General features: G+C 65.4%; 27 protein-coding genes. 14 read left to right on the plus strand and 13 right to left on the minus strand.

All coding sequences use genetic code 11. The annotated features are described in order from the left end of the window. Positions 1–71: 71 nt before the first annotated feature. The 4 genes from WAB17_RS01865 (at position 72) to WAB17_RS01880 (ending at position 3,321) form a co-directional block, all read left to right on the plus strand. Positions 72–974, plus strand: coding sequence for an NAD(P)-dependent oxidoreductase (locus WAB17_RS01865; RefSeq protein WP_435418349.1), 903 nt, complete (start codon positions 72–74; stop codon positions 972–974). After that, on the plus strand, positions 974–2,626 hold the full coding sequence (locus tag WAB17_RS01870; protein ID WP_435419411.1) for an amidohydrolase: 1,653 nt from the start codon (positions 974–976) through the stop codon (positions 2,624–2,626). The genes WAB17_RS01865 and WAB17_RS01870 overlap by 1 nt, the downstream gene beginning before the upstream one ends. Before the next feature lie 99 nt (positions 2,627–2,725). Next, positions 2,726–2,935, plus strand: a complete 210-nt coding sequence (locus WAB17_RS01875) for a hypothetical protein (RefSeq protein ID WP_435418350.1) — start codon at positions 2,726–2,728, stop codon at positions 2,933–2,935. A 170-nt stretch (positions 2,936–3,105) separates the two neighbouring features. Then, positions 3,106–3,321 (plus strand): hypothetical protein, encoded by a 216-nt coding sequence (locus tag WAB17_RS01880; RefSeq protein ID WP_435418351.1) that lies wholly within the window; start codon positions 3,106–3,108, stop codon positions 3,319–3,321. A 144-nt stretch (positions 3,322–3,465) separates the two neighbouring features. Here WAB17_RS01880 and tatC read toward each other — a convergent pair whose 3' ends face one another. The 9 genes from tatC to WAB17_RS01925 all read right to left on the minus strand — a co-directional run bounded on the left by tatC (position 3,466) and on the right by WAB17_RS01925 (position 10,787). Further along, the gene (gene tatC / locus WAB17_RS01885; RefSeq protein WP_435418352.1) at positions 3,466–4,272 is read right to left on the minus strand and encodes a twin-arginine translocase subunit TatC; all 807 of its coding nucleotides are present in this window, start codon (positions 4,270–4,272) and stop codon (positions 3,466–3,468) included. A gap of 10 nt (positions 4,273–4,282) precedes the next feature. Continuing rightward, complete coding sequence (gene tatB, locus WAB17_RS01890; RefSeq protein ID WP_435418353.1) at positions 4,283–4,681, minus strand: Sec-independent protein translocase protein TatB; 399 nt, start codon at positions 4,679–4,681, stop codon at positions 4,283–4,285. Positions 4,682–4,717: 36 nt separating this feature from the next. After that, entirely contained in the window at positions 4,718–4,942 is a 225-nt protein-coding gene (locus WAB17_RS01895; RefSeq protein WP_435418354.1) for a twin-arginine translocase TatA/TatE family subunit, read from the minus strand. A 92-nt stretch (positions 4,943–5,034) separates the two neighbouring features. Further along, complete coding sequence (gene scpB, locus WAB17_RS01900) at positions 5,035–5,685, minus strand: SMC-Scp complex subunit ScpB (RefSeq protein ID WP_435418355.1); 651 nt, start codon at positions 5,683–5,685, stop codon at positions 5,035–5,037. Then, on the minus strand, positions 5,682–6,494 hold the full coding sequence (locus WAB17_RS01905) for a segregation and condensation protein A (protein ID WP_435418356.1): 813 nt from the start codon (positions 6,492–6,494) through the stop codon (positions 5,682–5,684). The genes scpB and WAB17_RS01905 overlap by 4 nt, the downstream gene beginning before the upstream one ends. Further along, a complete protein-coding gene (gene nagZ, locus WAB17_RS01910) occupies positions 6,491–7,507 on the minus strand; it encodes a beta-N-acetylhexosaminidase (RefSeq protein ID WP_435418357.1) in 1,017 nt (338 codons plus the stop codon). The genes WAB17_RS01905 and nagZ overlap by 4 nt, the downstream gene beginning before the upstream one ends. Positions 7,508–7,590: 83 nt before the next feature. Then, the gene (locus tag WAB17_RS01915; RefSeq protein ID WP_435418358.1) at positions 7,591–8,334 is read right to left on the minus strand and encodes an SPOR domain-containing protein; all 744 of its coding nucleotides are present in this window, start codon (positions 8,332–8,334) and stop codon (positions 7,591–7,593) included. 1 nt (position 8,335) lies between these two features. After that, positions 8,336–10,081 carry an arginine--tRNA ligase gene (argS, locus tag WAB17_RS01920; protein WP_435418359.1) on the minus strand — a complete coding sequence of 582 codons (1,746 nt, stop codon included), beginning with the start codon at positions 10,079–10,081 and terminating at the stop codon, positions 8,336–8,338. Positions 10,082–10,136: 55 nt separating this feature from the next. Beyond that, entirely contained in the window at positions 10,137–10,787 is a 651-nt protein-coding gene (locus tag WAB17_RS01925) for a hypothetical protein (protein ID WP_435418360.1), read from the minus strand. A gap of 70 nt (positions 10,788–10,857) precedes the next feature. Between WAB17_RS01925 and ispH the strand changes: the two genes are divergently transcribed. From ispH to rnhA, 3 genes are read left to right on the plus strand one after another with little or no spacing between them, the layout of a single operon-like run. Further along, complete coding sequence (ispH, locus tag WAB17_RS01930; RefSeq protein ID WP_435418361.1) at positions 10,858–11,832, plus strand: 4-hydroxy-3-methylbut-2-enyl diphosphate reductase; 975 nt, start codon at positions 10,858–10,860, stop codon at positions 11,830–11,832. 10 nt (positions 11,833–11,842) lie between these two features. Next, positions 11,843–12,814, plus strand: a complete 972-nt coding sequence (gene thrB / locus WAB17_RS01935) for a homoserine kinase (protein WP_435418362.1) — start codon at positions 11,843–11,845, stop codon at positions 12,812–12,814. A gap of 28 nt (positions 12,815–12,842) precedes the next feature. Then, positions 12,843–13,298 (plus strand): ribonuclease HI, encoded by a 456-nt coding sequence (rnhA, locus tag WAB17_RS01940; RefSeq protein WP_435418363.1) that lies wholly within the window; start codon positions 12,843–12,845, stop codon positions 13,296–13,298. A gap of 15 nt (positions 13,299–13,313) precedes the next feature. On the opposite strand, the gene WAB17_RS01945 is transcribed toward rnhA, so the two are convergent. Genes WAB17_RS01945 through WAB17_RS01955 form a run of 3 tightly spaced genes read right to left on the minus strand, consistent with a single transcriptional unit; the run spans position 13,314 to position 15,622 of the window. Beyond that, positions 13,314–13,496, minus strand: a complete 183-nt coding sequence (locus WAB17_RS01945) for a YegP family protein (RefSeq protein WP_435418364.1) — start codon at positions 13,494–13,496, stop codon at positions 13,314–13,316. A gap of 32 nt (positions 13,497–13,528) precedes the next feature. Further along, a complete protein-coding gene (locus WAB17_RS01950) occupies positions 13,529–14,623 on the minus strand; it encodes an NAD(P)/FAD-dependent oxidoreductase (protein ID WP_435418365.1) in 1,095 nt (364 codons plus the stop codon). A 12-nt stretch (positions 14,624–14,635) separates the two neighbouring features. Continuing rightward, positions 14,636–15,622 carry an alpha/beta fold hydrolase gene (locus tag WAB17_RS01955; protein WP_435419412.1) on the minus strand — a complete coding sequence of 329 codons (987 nt, stop codon included), beginning with the start codon at positions 15,620–15,622 and terminating at the stop codon, positions 14,636–14,638. Between the two features lie 82 nt (positions 15,623–15,704). On the opposite strand from WAB17_RS01955, the gene WAB17_RS01960 reads away from it, so the two are divergent. From WAB17_RS01960 to WAB17_RS01990, 7 genes are all read left to right on the plus strand, one after another. Continuing rightward, positions 15,705–16,205 (plus strand): A24 family peptidase, encoded by a 501-nt coding sequence (locus tag WAB17_RS01960; protein ID WP_435418366.1) that lies wholly within the window; start codon positions 15,705–15,707, stop codon positions 16,203–16,205. Between the two features lie 87 nt (positions 16,206–16,292). Next, positions 16,293–17,354 (plus strand): Flp pilus assembly protein CpaB, encoded by a 1,062-nt coding sequence (cpaB, locus tag WAB17_RS01965; protein WP_435418367.1) that lies wholly within the window; start codon positions 16,293–16,295, stop codon positions 17,352–17,354. A gap of 58 nt (positions 17,355–17,412) precedes the next feature. Beyond that, positions 17,413–18,966 (plus strand): type II and III secretion system protein family protein, encoded by a 1,554-nt coding sequence (locus WAB17_RS01970; protein ID WP_435418368.1) that lies wholly within the window; start codon positions 17,413–17,415, stop codon positions 18,964–18,966. A 16-nt stretch (positions 18,967–18,982) separates the two neighbouring features. After that, positions 18,983–19,633, plus strand: coding sequence for a CpaD family pilus assembly protein (locus WAB17_RS01975; RefSeq protein WP_435418369.1), 651 nt, complete (start codon positions 18,983–18,985; stop codon positions 19,631–19,633). Then, complete coding sequence (locus WAB17_RS01980; RefSeq protein WP_435418370.1) at positions 19,634–20,923, plus strand: pilus assembly protein CpaE; 1,290 nt, start codon at positions 19,634–19,636, stop codon at positions 20,921–20,923. Between the two features lie 68 nt (positions 20,924–20,991). Further along, entirely contained in the window at positions 20,992–21,963 is a 972-nt protein-coding gene (locus WAB17_RS01985) for a type II secretion system F family protein (RefSeq protein WP_435418371.1), read from the plus strand. Positions 21,964–21,976: 13 nt separating this feature from the next. Continuing rightward, entirely contained in the window at positions 21,977–22,972 is a 996-nt protein-coding gene (locus WAB17_RS01990; RefSeq protein ID WP_435418372.1) for a type II secretion system F family protein, read from the plus strand. Between the two features lie 66 nt (positions 22,973–23,038). Here the strand turns inward: WAB17_RS01990 and WAB17_RS01995 are convergent, their stop codons facing one another. Next, complete coding sequence (locus tag WAB17_RS01995) at positions 23,039–23,506, minus strand: MarR family winged helix-turn-helix transcriptional regulator (protein WP_435418373.1); 468 nt, start codon at positions 23,504–23,506, stop codon at positions 23,039–23,041. Positions 23,507–23,517 lie beyond the last annotated feature (11 nt).

Raw genomic sequence — 23,517 nt, forward strand, 5'->3', positions numbered from 1 at the left:
GGGTGGCGCGGAACGCGTGCAATTCGAAAGAATGTTGGCACGCCCCAACATTACCATTACCCGCGTCGGTCATGCATGAGATCAGGACAGTCGCCTTTGTCGGCCTCGGCGTCATGGGCGGGCCGATGGCCGGGCATCTGGCGCGCGCCGGCTACGAGGTCACGGGATACAACCGCACGGAAGCCCGGGCTGCAGCCTGGCAGGCGAAGCTCGCCGCCGAGGGCCTGTCGGTTGCCACCGCCGCAACCCCCGCTGCGGCCGCAGAGGGCAAGGACATTGTCCTGACCTGCGTCGGCAATGACGATGACCTGCACCAAGTCCTCATGGGGCCTGACGGGATCTTGCCCGCCATGTCGGAAGGGGCGCTGCTCGTCGATCACACCACGGTGTCGGCCGGGCTGGCCCGGCGGATCGCGACCGAAGCCGCCGGTCGCGGCATTGCGGCCGTGGATGCGCCGGTTTCGGGCGGACAGGCTGGCGCGGAAAACGGCAAGCTCGCCATCATGTGCGGCGGGGATGCCGCTGCGGTGGAGCGGGCAAGGCCCGTCATGGAAGCTTTTGCGGCCCGCATCGTCCATGTCGGTGCGGCGGGGGCCGGGCAGACCACGAAGATGGCCAACCAGATGTGCATTGCCGGGACGCTGGCCGGCCTCGCCGAGGCTGTCCGCCTCGCGCAGGCCTCCGGGCTCGAACTGGAGCGCGTCTACGAGGCGATATCCGGCGGAGCGGCGCAGAGCTGGCAGATGGACAATCGCTGGTCGACCATGGCACGCGGCGAATTCGATTTCGGCTTCGCCATCGACTGGATGCGCAAGGATCTGGGCTACGCACTCGACGAGGCCCGCAAGCTCGGCCTTTCGGCACCGGTCACTGCCCTTGTCGACCAGTTCTATGCCGACGTCCAGGCGCTGGGCGGTGCACGGCAGGATACCAGCGCCTTGATCCGGCGCCTGCCACAAGCGAAAGAGACATGATGAAACTGACCAAGATCTTCGCTGCCGTCGCGGCGCTGGCCATATCCGCACCGGCGCTTGCCGACACCCTCGTTTTCAACGTCGACGGCATCCGCATAGACGAGGAAGGCAAGGTCGACCGCTTCGCCGCGCTCCTCATCGGGGATGACGGTCGGATATTGCAGGTACTCGACCGGGGCGCAAAGCTGCCGCAGGCGAGCGGAGGCTACGACGGCAAGGGCCAGGTCGTCATCCCTGGCCTGATCGATGCGCATCTCCATGTCATGGGCATCGGCTTCGGCGCGCTGACCCTGGACCTGTCGCAGACCCGCTCGCTGGAAGAAGCCCAGCAGGCGATCCGCGCCTTTTCCGAAGCCAATCCGGGCCGGCAATGGATCATCGGCCGCGGCTGGAACCAGGAGCTCTGGGGCCTCGGGCGTTTCCCGACCGCAGCCGAACTCGATGCGGCCGTGGCCGACCGGCCGGTGGTCATGGAACGGGTCGACGGCCACGCCACCTGGGTCAATTCGCGGGCGATCCAGCTTGCCGCGGTCACCGCCCAGACCGCCGACCCGGCAGGCGGGAGGATCGAGCGGACCCCCGGCACGAAAGCCCCGGCGGGCGTATTCGTCGATGCTGCCAGCACCCTCATCTACAAGGTCGTGCCGGAACCCCGCCCGCGCGAGCGCGACCTCGCCCTGCAGAAGGCACAGGATATCCTGCTGGCTATGGGTATCACCGCGGCGGCCGACATGGGAACGACCATCGACGACTGGCAGGCCTTCCGCCGGGCCGGCGACGCGGGAAGCCTGCGTCTGCGCATCATGTCCTACGCGGCGGGCGTCGAGGCGATGGAACTGATTGCCGGCTCCGGGCCGACGCCCTGGCTTTACGACGACCGCTTGCGGATGGGCGGCGTGAAACTTTACCTCGACGGTGCTCTCGGCTCGCGCGGGGCCTGGCTCAAGCGGCCCTACCACGACGACCCCGGTAACTCGGGCCTGCCTCTGCTCAAACCCGACCAGTTGCGCAACCTGATGAGCCGCGCTGCGATGGACAACTTCCAGCTGGCCATCCACGCGATCGGCGATGCCGCGAACAGCGAGTTGCTTGCCGCAATCGGCGAACTTGCGGAAACCTACCAGGGCGACCGGCGCTGGCGAATCGAACACGCCCAGATCGTCGATCCCGCCGAGCTGGCCGAATTCGGCAAATCCGGCATCATCGCCTCGATGCAGCCCGTCCACCAGACCTCGGACCGGGTCATGGCCGAGGCCCGCCTCGGCCCCGACCGTCTGGGCGGCGCCTATGCCTGGCGCAGCCTGACCGCCGCCGGCACCAGGCTGGCATTCGGCTCCGACGCGCCGGTGGAATCGCCCGATCCCTTCGCGGGCTGGGCTACGGCCTTCACCCGCGAGGATGCGCGCGGCGAACCGTTCGGCGGCTGGCGACCGGAAGAGCGTGTCTCACGCGAAGAGGCGCTGGCTGCCTTCACCGCAGATGCCGCCTATGCGGGCTTCGCCGATGGACGGTTCGGAAAGCTAGTCGTCGGGGAAAGGGCCGATTTCGTCATCGTCGATCGCGACCCGATGCTGGCGAGTGCCGGCGACCTGCGCGCGACCAAGGTGCTGGAAACCTGGGTTGGTGGCGAAAGGGTATATGTCGCGAAATAGCCCGATTATGGTCGGGCCATGCCGGTGCCGTTAACCCGGTCTTTACTCTCTGCCTCCAGAGGGGCGGGCGAATACAATTGTTTGAGCTGGAGAAAACCAATGAAGCTTCGCCACCTTGCTGCGGCAGCAGCCGCCGTCGGATTGGCCGCCGCACCGCTTGCGGCCGAATCCGTGCGCTCTGCCGCTCCCGTGACCGCGGCCAGCGAGCTCGAAGGCAATAGCGATGTTTTCTACATTCTGGGCGCCGCAGCCATCGTCGCAGCCATCGTACTCGTCGCGAGCGAAGACGACGAACCGATCAGTCGCTGAGCCACCCGATTGCGAATTGGAGCCGATTCTGTTGCTGCAACGCAACACGAGGCAGGCAAGACCTGCAAGGCTTTGTGATTTCGTCGAATTTTGGGGTTGCGCTTCGAGAGCCGGTTTCCTATTACGGCCGGGTATCCGAAACAAAAAAATGTCCTGAAGGAGGGCTCAAAATGAAGTTCCGTGGTGTATTGGCTGCTGCTGCTGCCGCTTCCCTTATCGCTGCCCCGGCTGTTGCCGAAGCTAGCGTTGCTCGCATCTCGGCTCCGGTCGAAGGCGAAAACGCCAACGGCGGTGGCGGCATGCTGCTCGGCATCGCTGCCGCAGCGCTCATCATCGGCGGCATCATCATCGCTGCCGGCGGTGACGACAACCCGATCAGCCGCTGATTTCAGCGCACAATCGAATTTGAAAGCGGGGCTTCGGCCCCGCTTTTTTATTGCCTGCGCCGATTGTCGCAGGGAAGGTATCGCAGGCCATGATGGCTGCGCGCCTACCTCGGCCAAGGCAAGTCGCCCGGCGTTCGACCGGGTCTATTCCTGGGAAGCCTCTGCAGGGGAAGCGGCATCGGTATCTCCGGCATCTTCGCCCGACCGCTCGGTCAAGCGCATGACCAGCAGCGACGCCTCGAACAGCAGGATCAGCGGGATGGCCAGCATGAGCTGCGAGATGACGTCGGGCGGCGTCACCACAGCCGCTATAACGAACATCGCCACGATGACATAACGCCGCGCGGTCACCAGCTGCGCCCGCTTCACCAGGCCGGCCTGGTTCAGCAGCAGCAATAGCACCGGCAGCAAAAAGCTGATCCCGAACGCCAGGATGAATTGCATCACGAGGTCGAGATAATCGCCCGTCCCCGGCAAGGCTTCCAGCTTGAGCCCGCCCGTCGTGCCCTCGAAGCCGAGAAACCACGCAAAGGCGGTCGGCATCACGACGTAATAGGCCAGCGCCGCACCGAGCGTGAACAGGATCGGCGTTGCAACCAGGAACGGAAGGAACGCCTTCTTCTCGCGCGCATAGAGTCCGGGCGCAACAAAGGCCCAGAGCTGGTTGGCGATGATCGGGAAGCTGACGAAGAAGGCCGCGAACAGCGCCACCTTCACCTCGACGAAAAAGGCTTCGTAAAGTTTCGTGTAGATCAGCCGCCCCTCGCCCTGGGGGAAGGCGTCGGTCAGCGGACGAACGAGAAAACCGAAAATGCGGTCCGCGAAATAGAAGCTGGCGACAAAGGCGACGCCAAGTGCCGCGACACTGCGCACCAGCCGCCTGCGCAGCTCGATCAGGTGATCGAGCAGCGGCGCCTGGGTATCGTCGATGTCCCTTATCTGGAAGGCCATGATCGCTGCATCACTCTTTCGGCCTCCCAGGCCCGGGCGCGGGCGCCGTATCGCCTGGCACTGTTTTTACCGGCGGAGCGTCCGCCGAAAACGCAGCCTTGGCCTCCGCCGCCGAAAGCCCTTCGCCGGGCGTAGCGGCAGGCCTTGCCTCGTCTTCCGGATGGAAATCGGACGCCGGATGCTGGGCCATGATAGCCTCGTTCCGTTCGCGCCACTTGCGGTCCATTTCTTCCATCTCGGCTTCCCGGATCATCGTCTCGATACCCGAACGGAAATGGCCCGAGACCCGCCGGACCTTGCCGATCCACCGACCTGCGGTCCGCAGCGCCAGCGGCAGGTCCTTGGGGCCGATCACCACCACGGCCACCACAACGATCAGCAGGAGTTCGGTTGCGCCGATATCGAACATGTGCGCGTTACGGCCTTTCGCGGCCCTTGCTAGGGATCAGGACTTGGCGCGATCGCCCGTGCCGGTTTCGGCGGGGGTTTCGGCGGCCGGGGCCTCGATCTTGGGCGCGTCGGCGGGCTTGTCCGCCTCGTTCATGCCCTTCTTGAAGCTGCTGATGCCCTTGCCGAAATCGCCCATGATCTCGGAAATGCGATTTCGCCCGAACAGGACCAGCACGATCAGCAATACGACCAGCCAGTGGACAAGAGAGAAGCTACCCATTCTGCACTCCGGAATTCGGTTCTTTCGCTACGAGGATGCAAGATAGGCGCAATGCGCCCCTTGCGCCACCCCGAAGCCGCAATTGCCGCGTCCTAGGCGAACGAGGGATCGTCGCGTTCGGCCGCATCGGCCTCCATATCGGCCTCCGGTTCGGCTTCAGGCCCATCCGCATCGTCTTCGCCGGAAACCATGGCTTCGTAGGCGTCGTCGACGGGATCGAGCAGGCCGGCAGCTTTCAGCTCGTCGATGCCGGGCAGGTCGCGCCGGCTCTGCAAGCCGAAGTGGCGGAGGAAATCGGGGGTTGTGGCGTAGATGACCGGGCGACCGGGCACTTCGCGCCGGCCTGCCACCCTCACCCAGCCGGCTTCCATCAGCACGTCGAGGGTACCCTTGGCCGTCTGCACCCCGCGGATCGATTCGATTTCCGCGCGGCTGACCGGCTCGTGATAGGCGACAATCGCCAGCACTTCGGTCGCAGCCCTCGTCAGGCGGCGAACCTGCTCCTTCTCCCGGCGCAGCAGGTGGGCGAGGTCCGGGGCGGTCTGGAAGTGCCATCGCCCGGACCGCTCGACCAGTTCCACACCCCCACCGCCGTAACGCGCCGCCAGCGCCTGCAAGGCCGCGCGAACGTCTCCGGAAGCGGCATCGCCAAGATGGGCCGAGAGCGCGTCGATGCTCAGCGGTTCCTCGGAAGCGAAGAGCGTTGCCTCGACCGCGCGCTCCAGGGGCTCTGGCCTGCTCATGCCACGACCCGGCGCAGGCGCAACTCTCCAAAGGCCTCATGCTGCTGCAATTCGGCCTTGCCGAGCCGGGCCAGCTCAAGCGCGGCGACAAAGCTCGATGCGCGGGCGCTGCGGCGCAATTGCGGGTCGGCAAAGGGCGGCAGGAATTCCTCGAGCGTCATCCAGTCCAGCGTGACCCCCAGCATGGCTGACACACGGTCGAGCGCGCTATCCAGCGTCATCACCGGGCGTTCGGCGATCATGTGGACGACCGGCGCGGTGCGCGCCTTGACCGCGCCATAGGCCTGCACCAGATCGAACCAGTCGCATTGCCACATGGTCTTGCGGTCGATCCGCAGCCCTTCCGGCGCAGCGCGCAGGAAAACGTCGCGCCCGATCCGGTCCCGGGCCATCAATCGTGCAGCGGCTTCCCGCATTGCGCCCAGCCGTTGCAGCCGCAACTGCAAGCGCAGCGCGAGCTCTTCCGGGCTCGGATCCTCCTGCTCTTCCCTGGGCAGCAGGAGCGAGGATTTGAGATAGGCGAGCCATGCCGCCATGACGAGGTAATCGGCCGCAACCTCGAGTTTCAGGGCCTCGGCGCGCTCGATATAGTCGAGATACTGGTCGACCAGCGCAAGAATGGAAATCTGGCGCAAATCGACCTTTTGCCGCCGTGCCAGGTCGAGTAGGAGATCGAGCGGCCCTTCCCACCCGTCGATCGCGAGGTAAAGCGCACTTTCGTCCTTGCTTCCGGGCGCGGCAATGCCGTCCCATGGCTCGTCGTCGAACGCGAGTTGCCCGGTGGCGACGATCAGGGTGTCCTCCGTCACACCGCCGCTCCTTCGATGCCCAGCAGTGCGTCGCGCTTGGCCAGGAGCTCTGCCATGTCCGCCACTTCCCCGGCCTTGCGCGAGGCGAGCGCACGCTCGAGCCTTGCCAGGCCCTCGTCGCGCATCGGGCCGCAGCGCTCGGCGATGCCTTGCATATCGTCCATCTTCGCCCAGCAGTTGAGCACTACGTCGCAACCCGCAGCGATCGATCGTTCCGCCCGTTCGGGAATGGTGCCCGAAAGCGCTTCCATGTCGATATCGTCGGTCAGCAGCAGCCCGTCGAAGCCGATCTTGCCGCGAATGACCTGCGAGATCACGGTGCTGGAAAGGGTGGAAGGATTCTCCGGATCCCACGCCGGGAAGAGCAGGTGCCCGGTCATCCCGACCGGCGTGTCCCTGAGCGCCCGGAAGGGGGCGAGGTCGATTTCCAGTTCGTCATCGCTCGCATGGACGGTCGGCAGGCTCTTGTGCGTATCGCAGGTCGTGCGACCGTGCCCGGGCATGTGCTTGATGCAGCCGAGGACGCCTCCACGAGCGAGCCCATCGAGTATGGCGCGCCCTAGCGCGGCGACCTGCATCGGCTCGCTGCCCAGCGCGCGATCGCCGATGACATCGTGTGCGCCCGGCTGCCTTACGTCGAGGGGCGGATGGCAATCGACGGTGATCCCGACCTCGGCAAGTTCCAGGGCCAGCGCATGGGCGTTGACCCGGGCCGCCTCGATCGCACTGGCCGGCGCGATCCGGTACAGGCGGTCGAACACCTCGCCCGACGGGAAGCCGGCCCAGACGGGAGGCTTGAGCCGGGTTACGCGGCCGCCTTCCTGATCGATGCAGACGAAGAGGTCGTCGCGGCCCTGAATGGCCCGCAGTTCGTCGGTCAGCGCCCGCAGTTGTTCGCGGTTGTCGATATTGCGCCCGAACAGGATGTATCCGGCCGGATCGGCCTCGCGGAAGAAGGCGCGTTCGTCCGCCGTCAGGGTGTGACCGGACATGCCGAAGATTGCGGGCGTCATAGGGCGATGAAGGTCGCAAGAAAGCCCGCTGGCCGCAAGGCCCGGCGGGCGTCCTGGTGTGGAAAGCTAGCAGCCCGCCAGGGTTACTTGACGATGCATTCGATCCCGTCGGCCTTCAGGGCGCTGCAGAGGCGATTGGCGGAAGCCCTGTCGCCCGCGATGGCTTGCAGGCGGTAAACGGTGCCATTGTCGATCCGTGCTTCCTCGACCCGGTACTTCACACCGGAAAGCGCATCGGTCCTGCCTGCCAGTTCGCGCCAGCGGGCATCGGCCCCGGCCTTGCTGGACAGGGCGCCGACCTGCACGAAGGACGAACCGGCCGGAGCCGAAGTCGCGGCAGCCTGGCCGGATGCGGCCGGGACGGCGGAACCCGCTCCGGGCTTGGGTGCCTCGACGCTCGGTCGCGGCGCGGCGCCGCTGTCGGCAAGGCGGCCCTCCCTGGTCTGGCCTTCTCCGACGGCAGGGGCGACATCGCCGGTCCCCTCGAATTTCTTGCCGCCGGGATCGGCCGGTCGTTCCTTGATGTCCCCTTCAGGGGCTGCGATCGTGCTGCCGTCGGCGACCAGCTCTGCGTCGGTCCCGCGATTGGTGAGGTACCAGAACCCGCCGACCAGCAGTGCAAGGATCACGAGCGCAAGCGACACGAAGCCGATCAGTCGGGCCGTGTCCACGCCCTCGTCTTCCTCGTAGTCGGAGGATTCCAGCCAGGGTAGCGGCTCGTCCTCGTCGAGATCGAGCTCCTGCGCTTCCTCGCCTTCCCAAGCTTCGCCGTCGGCGTCTGTCCTGTCCTCGAACGGACCGTCCCGGTCTCCCCCCAGAACAATCATCTCACATCTCCTCCACTGCCTCGACCCCGAGCAAGGTTAACCCGTTCCGGATAACTTGCCCGATTGCAGCGATAAGGAAAAGCCTTGCGGCCGAAAGCTCCGCATCCTGTGCCAGGATGACGCGTTTCGAGGTATCGTCGTTCCCCAGGTTGTAGAACGAATGGAAAGCACTCGCGAGGTCGTAAAGGTAGAAGGCGATGCGGTGCGGCTCGCGCGCGACCGCCGCCGCTTCGACGATGCGGGGGAACTGCGCCGCCTGCTTGACGAGGCTTAGTTCGGCCTCGCCCATGCGGGCAATCGCGCCCTCGGACGGGGTGATCCCCTCGCCCGCGGCCCGCCGCAGCGTGGAGTGGATCCGTGCGTGGGCATACTGGACGTAGAACACCGGATTGTCCTTCGACGCCTCCACCACCTTGGCAAAGTCGAAGTCCATCTGCGCTTCGGGCTTGCGGGTCAGCATGGTGAAGCGGACCACGTTCTTGCCCACTTCATCGACCATGTCGGCGATGGTGATGAAGTTGCCCGACCGCTTCGACATCTTCACCGGCTCGCCCGCGCGCATCAGTTGCACCATTTGCACAAGTTTGACGTCGAACGGGATCGGCTTGCCCTGCCCCTCCGACAAGGCTGCGACGGCAGCCTTGATGCGCTTGACCGTGCCGGCATGGTCCGCGCCCCAGATGTCGATCATCTCGTCGGCAGTTTCCGCCTTCTGCAGGTGGTAGGCGAGATCGGCCCCGAAGTAGGTCCAGCGCCCGTCGCTCTTCTTGATCGGGCGATCCTGGTCGTCGCCGAACCGTGTCGAGCGGAACAGCGGCAGTTCGACCGGTTCCCAGTCTTCCACGGTCTTGCCCTTGGGTTGCTCGAGCACACCATCATAGACGAGATCGTGCTGCCGCAGCCAGGCTTCGGCAGCCTCGGGCTTGCCTGCCGCCTGCAGCGCCGCTTCGGAGGAGAACAGGTCGTGGTGGATGCCCAGCAGCGCGAGGTCGGAGCGGATCATGTCCATCATCCGCTCGACGGCAAAGGCCTTGAAGATTTCCAGCCATTTGCCTTCAGGCGCCCCGCGATAACGCTCGCCGAATTCCTCGGCAGCGGCCTGACCGACCGGAATCAGGTAATCGCCGGGATAGAACCCCTCGGGGATTTCGCCGATATCCTCGCCCAGCGCCTCGCGGTACCGCAGGTGGGCCGAGCGCGCGAGCGTGTCGACCTGTCCGCCCGCATCGTTGACATAGTATTCGCGGATGACCCTGTGCCCGGCAAACTCGAGCAGGCTGGCGAGTGCATCCCCGACCACGGCTCCGCGGCAGTGCCCCATATGCATCGGGCCGGTGGGGTTGGCAGAGACATATTCGACGTTGACCCGGCGCCCATCGCCCAATCCCGACCGGCCATAGTCTGGGCCGAGCGCCGCGATGGCCTGCAATTCATCCAGCCAGGCCTCGTCAGCAAGACGCAGGTTGATAAAACCCGGTCCGGCGATCTCTGCGCTGGTGACATGAGGGTCGCGCAGCAGAAGTGCGGCGATCTTCTCGGCCAGTTGCCGGGGGTTGGTGCCCGCAGGCTTCGCCAGCACCATTGCCGCATTGGTGGAAAGATCGCCGTGAGACGGATCGCGCGGCGGTTCGACCGTTACATTGCGGCGGTCGATCGCGGCAGGCAGGTCGCCCGCGCTCTCGAGCACGGAGAGGACAGCATCGACCTTCGCGGCGAAGGCGGCGTGAATCGTTGTCGGATCAGGCATGCGCGCGCGGTTAGCGGGAATTGCCCGCGACCGCAAAGCGATATGCAGGAAAGGATCAGCGCGTGGCGTTGTAGGCCAGCTGCGCTTCGCTGAGCTGGAAGCCCACCAGGAGCTCGAAGGTGGCGCGCTGGAGCGCGGCCCTCACCTGCGGATCGGCCAGCGGATCGAGCGCCGCATCCACATCGCCCGGCTGGCGTTTGCGGGTGATGCGCTCACGCACGTCGGCGGGCAGCGTCGCTTCGGCCCGGTCGATGAAGGCGCCTGCCTGGGCGCGAGCCTGGGCGCGTGTCTGTCCATCGGCGAACTGGACGGTCACGGTCCCGACCCGTTTGCTGACGACAGCCGCGCCGCCGCGAAGGACGGTTGAGAAATAGGGCAGCTGCACAGTGCGGGCCCCGCGAGCATCGGTCCGGCTCGCTAGCACGTCGAAAGTGACGTTGCTGTAAACCCGCTCGCCCGTCTCGTCGCAGGTCGAACGCACATTGGTGATCGCTGCCGTGACATCGATATCGGCGACGGTGCGCGAGGTCGGCGAACTGAAGGTGGTAATGTCGCCGGTGAAATCCGGGACCCCCACTGCCGGGCACGCCGAACGAATGGCAGTGACGCCAACGCCTTCACCCAGCACAAGGTCGCCTTCGCTCGCACAACCGGCCAGCGCGGCCAGCGCAGCGAGAGGAACGGCGAAACGAAAAGGCAGGGTCATGCGGAATCCTTCGATCAGTCGGTCACGCGTGCCCTAGCGGGCGGCATGCGAAAGCGCTAGAGGGCGCTCCATGAACGCGCCATTTCCGTCCACCGCCGAAACCACCCTCAAGCCGGCCCTGCGGCTGCTGATCGCCGCCCCGCGCGGTTTTTGCGCAGGTGTGGACCGCGCCATCGAGATCGTCGAGCGGGCGATCGAGAAGTACGGCGCGCCGGTCTATGTCCGGCACGAGATCGTCCATAATCGCTACGTCGTCGATTCGCTGAAAGCCAAGGGAGCCGTTTTCGTCGAGGAACTGGACGAGGTGCCGGAAGGGGTGCCGGTCGTGTTCAGCGCCCACGGCGTGCCCAAATCCGTTCCCGCCGAGGCGCAACGGCGCGAGCTGCTGTATGTCGATGCCACGTGCCCGCTGGTCAGCAAGGTACACCGACAGGCCGAGCGCCAGATCGAGAAAGGACGGCACATCATTTTCGTCGGCCATGCCGGCCATCCGGAAGTGATCGGCACCATGGGCCAGGTGGACGAGGGGCAGATGACGCTGGTCGAGACGGTCGAAGACGTCGCGGCGCTCGATTTCGGTCCCGAGGACCGGCTGGCCTATCTCACGCAGACGACCCTGTCCGTCGACGACACCGCCGAAATCGTCGCCGCGCTCGAGCGTCGCTTCCCGCAGGTGCGGGGGCCGAAAGCGGAGGACATCTGCTACGCCACGTCCAACCGCCAGGCCGCCGTCAAACAGATCGCCCCGAGCGCCGACCTCGTCCTTGTAATCGGCGCGCCGAACTCGTCGAATTCGCTTCGCCTCGTCGAAGTCGCCGAGCGCCTCGGCACCAGCGCCCGCCTTATCCAGCGAGCCGACGAAATCGAGCGCGAATGGCTCGAAGGGGTCGGCACGCTGGGGCTCACCGCAGGCGCGTCCGCGCCCGAAAAGCTTGTCCGGGAAGTGGTCGAACGGCTTGGCGAATGGCGCACGGTCGAGGAAACCACCATCGCCGCGGCAGAAGAAAACATGGTGTTCAAGCTGCCCCGTCAGCTGATGGACTGACCTGGCGCGAATGGCGGTTTACACCCATCTTTCCGCCGAAGCGCTGGCCGCTCTGATTGCCGAATACGATGTCGGGGCGCTGCTCTCGGCCAAGGGCATTGCCGAGGGCGTATCGAATTCCAACTGGCTGGTGGAAACGACCGGCAAGGACGGAAACGGCGCGCGCTTCATCCTGACCATGTACGAGCGGCGGATCGATCTGACCGACCTGCCGTTTTTCCTCGACCTGCTCGATCACCTGTCCGAGGCGGGCGCGCCTGTCCCACGGACGATCCATGACCATAGCGGCGCGTCTTTTCGCAACATCGATTCCAAGACTGTCGCGCTTATCGAATTCCTGCCCGGCGTTTCGATTGACCATCCGACCCCGAGCCAGGCCCGTGCCGTGGGGTCCGCATTGGCCCAGATGCACCTGGCTGCACTGGATTTCGGCAAGAGCCGCGGGAATGCGCTCGATCTTGCGACAAACATCGGCAAGTTGCGGGAATGCGGCGCTGGGGCGCTTGCCGGGATCGATCCGTCTATGCCTGCCTATGTTGCACGGGGGGAGGCACTGCGGGATCATTGGCCCGCAGACCTGCCGCAGTCGGTGATCCATAGCGACCTTTTCCCCGACAACGTGCTGATGCTCGGCGAGCGTGTGACCGGCATGATAGACTTTTATTTCGCCTGCACAGACGCCATGGCCTACGACCTGGCAGTGACCCACGCCGCCTGGAGTTTCGAGCGCGGCGGCGGCACGTTTCGGCCCGACATCGGCTCTGCCCTGATGGAGGGGTATCAATCGCTCCGCCCTTTGCAGCCTGACGAGCGGGACGCGCTGCCCTGGCTCGCACAAGCGGCCTGCCTGCGCTTCGTCACCAGCCGGGCCGAGGACTGGATCGATACCCCGGCCGATGCCCAGGTTACCCGCAAGGACCCGATGGATTTCGTCCGGCGGTGGGACTTCTATGCCGAACAGGGCCATAGGGTCTTCGCATAGGCGTGCAGGCGGACTACACCGGCAAGTGATGAAAAAGGTAGAAATCTTCACCGATGGCGCCTGCAAGGGCAACCCAGGCCCCGGCGGATGGGGCGTCATCCTGCGCAAGGGGCGTCACGAAAAGGAACTGTCTGGCGGCGAGGCCGAAACGACCAACAACCGGATGGAAATGCAGGCCGTCATCGCCGGTCTCAACGCCCTGATCGAGCCCTGCGAGGTCGAGCTCTATACCGACAGCCGCTATGTCATCGACGGCATCACCAAGTGGGTCCATGGCTGGAAGAAGCGGGGCTGGATCAACGCCAGCAAGAAGCCCGTCCGCAACGAGGACCTGTGGCACGAGCTGATTGCCGCCGAACAACGGCACAAGGTCGCCTGGCACTGGGTGAAGGGCCATAACGGCCACGCCGAGAACGAGCGTGTCGACCGGCTGGCCAGCGATGCGGCGGAACGATGGGCCGGCGCGCGCCAGCCAGCCGGCTAGGAATTTCCGGCCGGATCAGTCGGCGGACTTGTCCACCACTTCGGCACCGGGCCCGTTCTTGAGGATCGAGTCGATCGCCTTCTTGGCGCTGGCCTTGCTGTTGTAGCCTTCGGTCCAGAAGATGGCTTCGGCATTGTAGCAGAAATAGGCGGCAAATTCGCCTTTCTTGTTCTTCCGGATTTCGAAACGATGCGGCATTCGCCTTCCTCCCACTCGGTGCATCGGCTCCCTTAGCCGAAGCGTGCCGGACTATACATGGCCGGATCGAGTGCGGGTGTAAAATCATCGCATGGCAGGTCGAGCAGCAGGCAGGCCGCAAGCTTGGCTGCGGCAGGCGCGGTCTGGATGCCGTAGCCGCCCTGCCCTGCGAACCAGAACAACCCTTCGCGGCGCATGTCATAGCCATAGACCGGCAGGCGGTCGGGAGCGAAGCTGCGCAGGCCAGCCCATTTGCGTTCCACCTTCAACACGCGCCAGTCGACGACTTTCTCGAACCGGTCGATGGCCTGCGCAACCGCCAGCTCTTCGGCCGCGGCGTCGCACGGCGGGCTCGGCTCCTCGTCATGGGGGCTGAGCCACACGCGGCCGGTTTCCGGCTTGAAGTAGAAACTGCCGGCAATGTCGAGCACGAGCGGCTGACCAGCCGGGGGCGGCGGATCGGTGACAAGCTGGCAGATGGTCCGGCGCAGGGGCTGGATGCCGAGCGGCCGCGCGCCTGCGACCTGCGCCAGTTCGTCAGCCCACGCACCCGCGGCATTGACCAGCGTTCCTGCAGTCCAGCGTCGCCCGTCCGCGCTCGCGAGTTCCCAACGATTGCCCGTGCGAACGGCAGAGACAATCTGCGCGCGGCATTCGAGCCTCGCCCCTGCCCGCTGCGCCCTTGCCAGGTAGTGCTGGTGCAGGCCGGCGACGTCGATGTCACTGCACAGCGGCTCCCACACCGCGTCGCACCATTCCCCGCGCAAGCCCGGGACTTTGTCCAGCATATCGGCCCTGCCGATACGCTCTATAGTGGCCCCGGTGGAGCCGAACTTGTCCATGAAGGCGTCAAGCAGCCCTCTGTCCCGCTCGCGGCCAATGTAAAGCGCACCGCGCGGGTTTAAGAAGCCGTGCTCGCGTAGGTAGGGACCCGAGGCAAGCGTCAGCGGCACGATGTCTGGGCCGCCGTAACATTCTTCCCAGAAGGCGGCCGAGCGCCCGGTCGTGTGATAGCCAGGGGCATGCTCGGCTTCCAGAAGCAGGACGCGAGCCGCCCCCGCGCATTCGGCAGCAAGGCTGGCGCCGGCAATTCCCGCCCCGACTATGGCGATATCGAGTTCTGCCATTGTTGCCCCTGATCAACCCCTTGATGGGGCCGCGCGGTCGAGGAAAGCGGAGATCGCCTCCATCGCGCGGTCCCTGACCGGATCGACTTCGCGCAGGATCTCGTGATGCGCTTCTTTCCCGAAAGCCAGCAGCTCGGCTCGTGGCAGCCGCTGCGACGCTTCGACGATTGGCGGATATGCGACCAGCTTGTCGGCCGAAGTTGCGATCAGGAGCACCGGCGTGTCGACTGCCTCGAGCTTCCCGCGGTCGAACAGCCCGCGCATCGAGGCATAGGCACGCTCCACCCAGCCCCAGCTGCCAGGGCCCATGACGATCTCCGGCCGATGGTCACGCCACCATTGCTCGTCGCGATACCGGTCCGGATCGTGGGTCAGCAATTGTTCGCGATGGGCAGGTGTCTCGCCCGGCTTCTCGCTCCACTTCCAGGCAGGGCGGCGACGGTCGCCAAGTCCCGCCATCAGCTTGGCGACGCGATGCATCAGAGGCATGGGCAGGACTTGCCCGACAAAACCGAGCATCGGGGCCGACAGCACCAGCGCATCGGGATCGACCCGCTTCTCCGCCACTGCGCGCAGCGCGAGATGCCCCCCCATCGAATGGCCGACGATTACATGCGGGCCCGGCGTCTCATTCTCCCAAGCACGCCACAGGGCCGCGAGATCGTCGATCCAGTGGCCGAAGTCATCGATATGGCCGGTCACGGCATCCTTGCCCAGCCGTCCGGACCCGCCCTGTCCGCGCCAGTCGGCTGCCGTTACACGCCACCCGCTCCGGTGCCACTGGTCGAGCGTCTCGAGATACTTCTCATAGTTGTCGCCGCGCCCGGGCATGAACAGGATCGATCCGCGCGCCTTGCCCGGCGCACCGGGCCAGTCGATGCGGCGGACAGGGTGCCCGTCCGGCAGCACGAAGCTGCTCTCGTGCGCGGCTGGCGGGATGGCACGCCGGTCGAACCCCTCGGTTGCAGGGTTAGCGGCGGATGTGCGGGCTTGGCTAATGGCGAACCTCCGGCCTTGGTTACTTTTTGGTAAGTGATGTTCTGTAGCACCTGAGCCTCAAGGGGGACCCACAGGGGCTATCATGCTGGACACACTCCACTACGTATTGCTCGGTGCATTGGCAATCGCGCTGGTGTTCGCGGCATTTACCGACCTGCGGCGGCGCCAGATCGACAACTGGCTCAATGCAGCCATCGCGCTCGCCGCGCCGCTGTTCTGGTGGACCAGCGGGCTCTCGCTGTGGCCGGATGTAGCCTGGCAGTTCGGAGTCGCCCTGGCGACCTTCACGATCTGCGCCGGACTCTTCGCCATGCGCTGGATGGGTGGCGGCGACGTCAAGCTGCTCAGCGCCCTGGCGCTCTGGATTGCGCCGTCGGCATTCCTGAAGCTGGTGGTGATCATGGCGCTGGTCGGCGGCGTGCTGACGCTCGCCTTCGGCATGTGGCACATCGCCCGCAGGCAGAAGGACCGCCTGGCCATTCCCTATGGCGTCGCGATCAGCGCGGCAGGCCTCTGGATACTCTCGACCGAATACCTCGCAACCGGAGCCCCAGCCCTCGGCCTGGCGGCCGCTGCGGGGTGAACCTGATTTTAACCATTTGGGCCGTAGTCACGGCAACCATACCTGCCCGCGTTTCCTGCGGGCCTGTTTGAAGGGGGCTTGTTAGCCATGGACAGGAAGAAGCTGGTTCTGCTGCTTGCGGCGCTGATCATCGCGGTGGGCACCGCCCTTGCCGCACGAAGCATGTTTGCAGGCGCATCCGCACCGCAGGCCGAGGCCGCAGCGGCCGAGGTGCAGGGACCGATGGTGCTCGTCGCGCAGCGTAGTCTGCCGGTCGGCACGATCATCACCGCCGACGCGCTCGGCTTCCAGAAATGGCCCAAGGAACTGGTCAAGGACGCCTACTTCATTGAAGGCGAATCCGACATCGGCAAGCTCCTCGGCACAGTCGTGCGCAATCCCGTCACGGCGGGCGAACCGGTCACCCAGGGCTCGCTCGTCAAGCCGGGCGATCGCGGCTTCCTCGCCGCCGCTCTCGGGCCGGGCATGCGCGCCATCACGGTTCCCGTGTCTGCCAACACCGCCGTCGCGGGCTTCGTTTTCCCGGGCGACCGTGTCGACCTCATGCTGACCCAGGCCGTCAAGGGCGAAGGCGAAGGTCTGAAGGCGACCGAGACGATCCTGCGCAACCTGCGCGTGCTCGCCACCGACCAGCAGACCGAACAGCTCACCGGCGAAGACGGCAAGACCATCGTGCGCGGCTTCAGCACCGTCACTCTCGAAGTGACGCCGAAGATCGCCGAAAAGGTCGCCGTCGCCCAGACGCTCGGCACCCTCAGCCTCTCGCTGCGCTCGATCGCGGACAACCAGGCCGAACTGGAGCGCGCCATTGCTTCGGGTGCGGTGAAGATCCCCGACGGTGCCAGCCCGGAAGAGGAAGAGCGCCTTCTGCAGGCCGCCCTCAACGCGCCCAACGACGGCCCGACGTCCTATTCGACCGGCGGCGACGTGTCGCGCTTCCAGAGCTCGGTGCTGCGCAAGCCGGCCACCGACAAGACCCAGGCCGCTGCCGCAGCCTTCGTCGAAACCATCAAGAAGTCGGGCGGCGCGGAAGCGGGCACCCAGACGGTGATCCGTCCGGTCCCCACCGTTCGCGTGAGCCGCGGCAAGTCCACTTCCGAGGAACCGATCGGCGCGACCGGTCGGGTTCTCACCGGCGAGCAAAGGTAAGGCAATGACCAATCTAGAGATCACTCGCCGCAACGCGGAAAATTCGAGGGGCAAGACCATGAAACGTCGCCTGATTGCAAAAGCGCTGATGCTGAGCCTGGCTGCCATGCCGGTCGCAGCGGGCCCTGCGAGCATCGCCAACGCCCAGTCCATCGTCCGTCCTTCGCAGGAAGTCGTCCTGTCGATCGGTCGCGGCGAGCTGGTGACCATCCCCGGCGCCATGAGCGATGTCTTCATCGCCAATGACGCGGTGGCCGACGTCCAGGTCAAGTCGCAGCGCCAGCTCTACCTGTTCGGCAAGTCGGGCGGCGAGACGACGATCTACGCCAGCAACGCCTCGGGCGACATCATCTGGGCCGCCAATGTGCGGGTCGGCTCCAACATCGACAGCCTCGACCAGATGCTGGCGCTGGCGATGCCGGAAGCGAAGATCGCGACCGCGACCATGGGCACCAACACTGTCCTGCTGACCGGCACTGTGCAGTCGCCCGAAGACGTGGCCGAGGCCGAACGCCTCGTCGGCGCTTTCCTTGGCGACGGCGTGAACGTCATCAGCCGCATCAAGATGGCGACTCCGCTGCAGGTGAACCTGCAGGTCCGTTTCGCCGAGGTGAACCGCAACTTCGCACGTGTCATCGGGGCCAACCTGCTGACCGTCGACAGCACCAGCGGCTTCAAGGGCGGTGTCGGCAGCGCTTCGCGCTCGGCCATTCCGACCTACACCCCGGGCGGACCGGTCGGCGTCGGCGTGACGTCGGGTCCCGACGGAGCGACGGTCGTCACGACGCTCGGTAGCTCGGCGGCAACCATCGCCGGCTTCGGCAAGTTCCTGGGCCTCGATATCGGTGCAGCCATCGACCTGGCGGAGAATACCGGCCTGCTGACCACGCTGTCGCAGCCGAACCTCACCGCCCTGTCGGGTGAAACCGCCGAATTCCTCGCGGGCGGCGAATATCCCTACGAGCAATCGGCGGGTCTCGGCACCACGGCGATCCAGTTCAAGCCCTACGGCATCAGCCTCGCCTATGCCCCGATCGTGCTGGAAAACGGCCGCATCTCGATGCGCATCCGTTCGGAAGTGTCGGAGCTGGACTTCAGCGCCAGCCAGACGGTCCCGGCCATCACCACTCGCCGGGCCGAAACCACGGTCGAGCTGGGTTCGGGTCAGAGCTTCATGATCGCCGGCCTGATGAGCAACCGGGCGCAGAACTCGATCGACAAGGCCCCGGGCCTCGGCGACGTGCCGATCCTCGGCAACCTGTTCCGTTCGAGCTCGTTCCGTCGCGGCGAGACCGAGCTGGTGATCGTGGTCACCCCGTACCTGGTGAAGCCGGTCAACGGCAACGACATCGCGCTGCCGACCGACGGTTACATGAGCCCGAACGAGTTCGAGCGCACCATCGGCTTCATGCAGAACGGCGATACCGGCAATCCGGACGCCTACAAGCCGACGACACGCGACGGGCAGGCCCCTGCCCCGGTGCCTTCGGTTTCGCCGGTCGAGCCGCTTGCTGTCCTCCCCGGCGCCACCGCCGAGGAAGGTCGCAAGTCGAAGAAGAAGAAACCGGCCGAGGACCGCGCGGATGCCGCGGCCCCGGGCTTCAGCCTGTAACGAGGGAGCGAGAACGATGACCAATACGAAACGCAATTTCGCCGGGCTTCTCACCCTTGCTGCCGGCATGGCGCTGGCAGCCTGTGGCGGGATGCCGCAGAACACCTCGCTTTACAGCACCAAGCAGCCGGTGGTGGAACGCACCAACTTTAAGTTCGACGTACAGTCGGGCCAAGGTGGGCTTTCGATCCCGGAACAGCAGCGCCTGGCGGGCTGGTTCGAATCCATGGACCTGCGCTACGGTGACCGCGTCGCGATCGAAGACCCGATGATGAGCGTCGCCACGCGCGAGAGCATTGCGGCACTCGCCGGGCGCCACGGCATCCTGGTCAGCGAAGGGGCTCCCGTCACGGCAGGGTACGTCCAGCCGGGCTTTGCCCGCGTGGTCATCACCCGCTCGACCGCCTCCGTTCCGGGCTGCCCCGACTGGTCGGTCAAGAGCGACATGAACTACACCAATGCGACGCATCCGGGCTACGGCTGCGCCATCAATTCGAACCTGGCCTCGATGGTCGCCGATCCGGAAGATCTCGTGAACGGCGACGAAGGCTCCGGCGAGACGTTCGTCCGCCGGTCGTCGCGGGCTGTCGAAGCATATCGTGAAAAAGCACCCACCGGTGCATCGGGCAGCCTGCCCGGCGGTGGCGTTGGCGGAGGAGGTCAGTAAATGAACGCGCCCTGGAGCTCCGGCATGGCCGGCAACCGTGATCCCTTCGCCGCCTACATCTGCGACGACACCGCGCTCGATATCCTGCGCCCGGTGGTCATCGAGATGGGCTGGCAGCCCGAGAAGTGCAACAAGGGCGGCCTGCGCAATGCAGTCCAGTCCCTGTCCGTCTCGGCCAGTCCGAACATCCTGATGGTCGACCTGTCGGAAAGCGGCGATCCGCTGAACGACATCAACGCCCTCGCCGAGGTTTGCGAACCCGGCACGGTCGTGGTCGCCATCGGCCAGGTCAACGACGTGCGCCTCTACCGCGACCTGCTCGCCAGCGGCATTCACGACTACCTGCTGAAGCCGCTTTCGGCCGGCCAGTTGCGCGATGCGCTCAACCAGGCGCAGGCCGTGTTCGCGGCGCCCAAGAACAGCGATCCCGATGCGGTCAAGCGTCACATCTCCACGGCCGTTGTCGGCACGCGGGGCGGCGTGGGAGCATCGATGCTGTCGACTTCGCTCGCCTGGCTGTTCAGCGACGATCACAAGATGCCGACCGCGCTGCTCGATCTCGACGTGCACTTCGGCACCGGCGCCCTGGCGCTCGATCTCGAACCGGGCCGCGGCCTGACCGACGCGATCGACAACCCGAGCCGCATCGACGGCCTGTTCATCGAACGCGCCATGATCCGTGCCAACGACAATCTTTCGATCCTGTCGGCCGAGGCCCCGATCAATTCGCCGCTGATGACCGACGGTTCGGCCTTCGTGCAGCTGGAGGAGGAATTCCGCCAGGCGTTCGAGATGACCGTGATCGACCTGCCGCGAAACATGCTGATCAACTTCCCCCACCTGCTCGCCGATGTGAACGTCGTCGTGCTGGCCACGGAAATGACGCTCGCCTCGGCGCGCGACACGATCCGCCTGCTGTCGTGGCTGAAGAGCAATGCGGCACACGCCCAGCCGATCATCGTGGCCAACAAGGTGCAGACCGGCGTCGTCGAGATCAGCAAGGCCGACTTCGAAGCGTCGATCGAACGCAGCATCGACTTCCTCATCCCGCTCGACGCCAAATCGGCCGCCAATGCGGCAAAGCTGGGGCAGGTCTTTGTCGACGCCAACCGCAGTGCCAAGTCCAGCCAGGTCATCCGCCAGCTGGCCGAACGCATCATCGGCGTGTCGGACGAGGAAATTTCCGATGGCAAGGCCCCTGCCAAGAAGGGTTCGCTGCTCGGGAACTTCGACTTCAAGTCGCTGCTGAAGAAGAAAGAGCCGGCGAAGCAGAGCGTCGCGGCCGACTAGGGATTATGCCGGCGGGAAGGATTCGTCCTGCCCGCACCGGCACCAGATATGGGAAAGGCAGATAGCGCATGAGCATTTTCCAGCTCTTGCTGTTCGGGGCAGGACTGATGGCTGTCATGGTCATCGGTTATACCGCGCTTTCGGGGCCGTCTGCGGCCAAGGAAAGCCAGCGCCGGCTCAACGCCGTGCGCTATCGCCACTCCGAGAGCACCGACACCAAGGTCGAATCCCAACTCAAGAAGGCCATCGCCGCGCGCAAGCCGCGTGCCCACAAGGTCGCAGGGTCAGGGTCGCGGCTGGAAGCACTGGAAGTGCGCCTCGAACGGACCGGCAAGGGCTGGACTACGAGCCAGTATTTCTACGGTTCGATCGGCATCGGCCTCGCAGTGGCCGTCATCATCTACCTGCGCAGCGGCGCGGCGCTGATGTCGCTCGTCGTCGGCCTCGTGATCGGCGCCGGCCTGCCGCACCTCGCCGTCAATTTCTTCATGAACAAGCGCACCAATGCCTTCAACGCCAAGTTCCCGGACGCCATCGAACTGCTGGTCCGTGGTTTGCGTTCGGGCCTGCCCGTGACCGAGACACTGCAGGTCGTGGCGCAGGAAATCCCGGGTCCCGTGGGCCTGGAATTCAAGGCCATCGTCGAGCGGATCAAGATCGGCAAGACCATGGAAGAAGCGTTGCAGCAGACGGGCGACAAGCTGGGCATTCCCGAATTCAACTTCTTCTGCATCACGCTGGCGATCCAGCGGGAGACGGGCGGCAACCTCGCCGAGACCTTGTCAAACCTGGCCGAGGTGCTCCGCAAGCGCGGCCAGATGAAGCTCAAGATCAAGGCCATGAGCTCGGAATCGAAGGCATCGGCCTACATCGTCGGATCGCTTCCCTTCATCGTGTTCATCATGATCTGGTGGATCAACCCGGTCTATGTCGGAGGCTTCTTCTCGGAAGACCGGCTGATCGTGGCTGGCCTCGGCGGGATGGTCTGGATGAGCATCGGCGCCTTCATCATGGCCAAGATGGTCAGCTTCGAAATCTAGGGAGGGAACGGACATGATCGACAATCCAACCGGCCCGACCCTGCTCGGCTTCGACGTCATCCTCGTCGGCACGATCCTTGCCGGGATCGCCGCACTGGCCGTCATGTTCGCGATCTACGCGGCGCTGACCGTCAAGGATCCGATGGCCAAGCGCGTCAAGGCGCTCAACGAGCGGCGCGACGAGCTCAAGGCGGGTATCGTCAAGTCGAGCGGCAAGAAGCGCCAGAGCCTCGTTCGCAAGACCGACCAGACCGAGAAGGTCAAGGACACGCTGAAGAACATGAGGGTTCTCCAGCAAAGCCAGATCGAAACCATCCAGCAGAAACTGGCCTGGGCGGGTATCCGCAACAGGGAACTGGCCGTCTACGTGATCGGCGCGCGCATGGTGCTGCCGGTCGTGTTCGGCCTTGTCGTCTTCGTGGTCGTCTACTGGCTCGACTTCTTCCCGGAATGGGGCAGCATGAAGCGCTATGCGGCTCTCGTGGCGGCGCTCGGCGCCGGCTACATGGGTCCGGAGATGTATCTCAAGAACATCGCCACCAAGCGAACCGACGCCATCCGCAAGGGCCTGCCCGACGCGCTCGACCTCCTGGTGATCTGCGCCGAAGCAGGCCTCACCGTCGACGCTGCCTTCAACCGTGTCGCCAAGGAACTGGGTCGGGCCTATCCCGAACTGGGTGATGAGTTCGCGCTGACCGCGATCGAACTGTCCTTCCTTACCGAACGCAAGATGGCGTTCGACAACCTCGCTTACCGCGTCAACCTCGAGGCGGTGAAGGGCGTCGTGACCACGATGGTCCAGACCGAACGCTACGGGACCCCGCTCGCCAGCGCGCTGCGCGTGCTGTCGGCCGAGTTCCGCAACGAGCGCATGATGCGGGCGGAAGAGAAGGCCGCACGCCTTCCTGCGATCATGACCATTCCGCTGATCCTGTTCATCCTGCCGGTGCTATTCATCGTCATTCTCGGCCCGGCGGCCTGTTCGATCAGCGACGCGTTCAACATGTAACGCGCCAGCGGTTCTCCAGCCCCCGGAGCATCGGTCTCCAAGGGCAATCCGGCGGCGGGAGGCGGTTCAGCCTTCCGCCGCTTCGATTCCGCCGGCAGCCGTGCGCAACCGCGCCAGCAGGTCGCGCAGCACCTTTCGTTCGGCGGCGCTGAACGGTTCGAGCAATTGGCCCTCGAGGTCGCGGGCCAGGGGCATGATCTGGCCGTAGATCGCCCGTCCCGCAGCGGTCAGCGCGACATGGTGCGAACGACCATCCTGCGCATTGGGTTTGCGCCCGACGAGCCCGCGGCTTTCGAGGACCTTGCAAGCGCGGTTGACCGCGACCTTGTCCATCAGCGTCAGAGCAGCCAGTTCGCGCTGGGTGCGGGCCTCTGCCTCGCCCAGCACGGCCATGATCCGCCATTCGGCGATGCGAAGGTCGAACCGGGCCTGGTACAGCTCCGCAATGCGGCCGCTGACCGCATTCGATGCGATGGACAGCTGGTAGGGCAGAAAGTCCGCCAGTACCGGGTGATTTCTCGGTTTGGTCGCCATTTGGATAGTTT

Source organism: Parerythrobacter aurantius (assembly GCF_045291475.1).
Classification (GTDB): domain Bacteria; phylum Pseudomonadota; class Alphaproteobacteria; order Sphingomonadales; family Sphingomonadaceae; genus Parerythrobacter; species Parerythrobacter aurantius.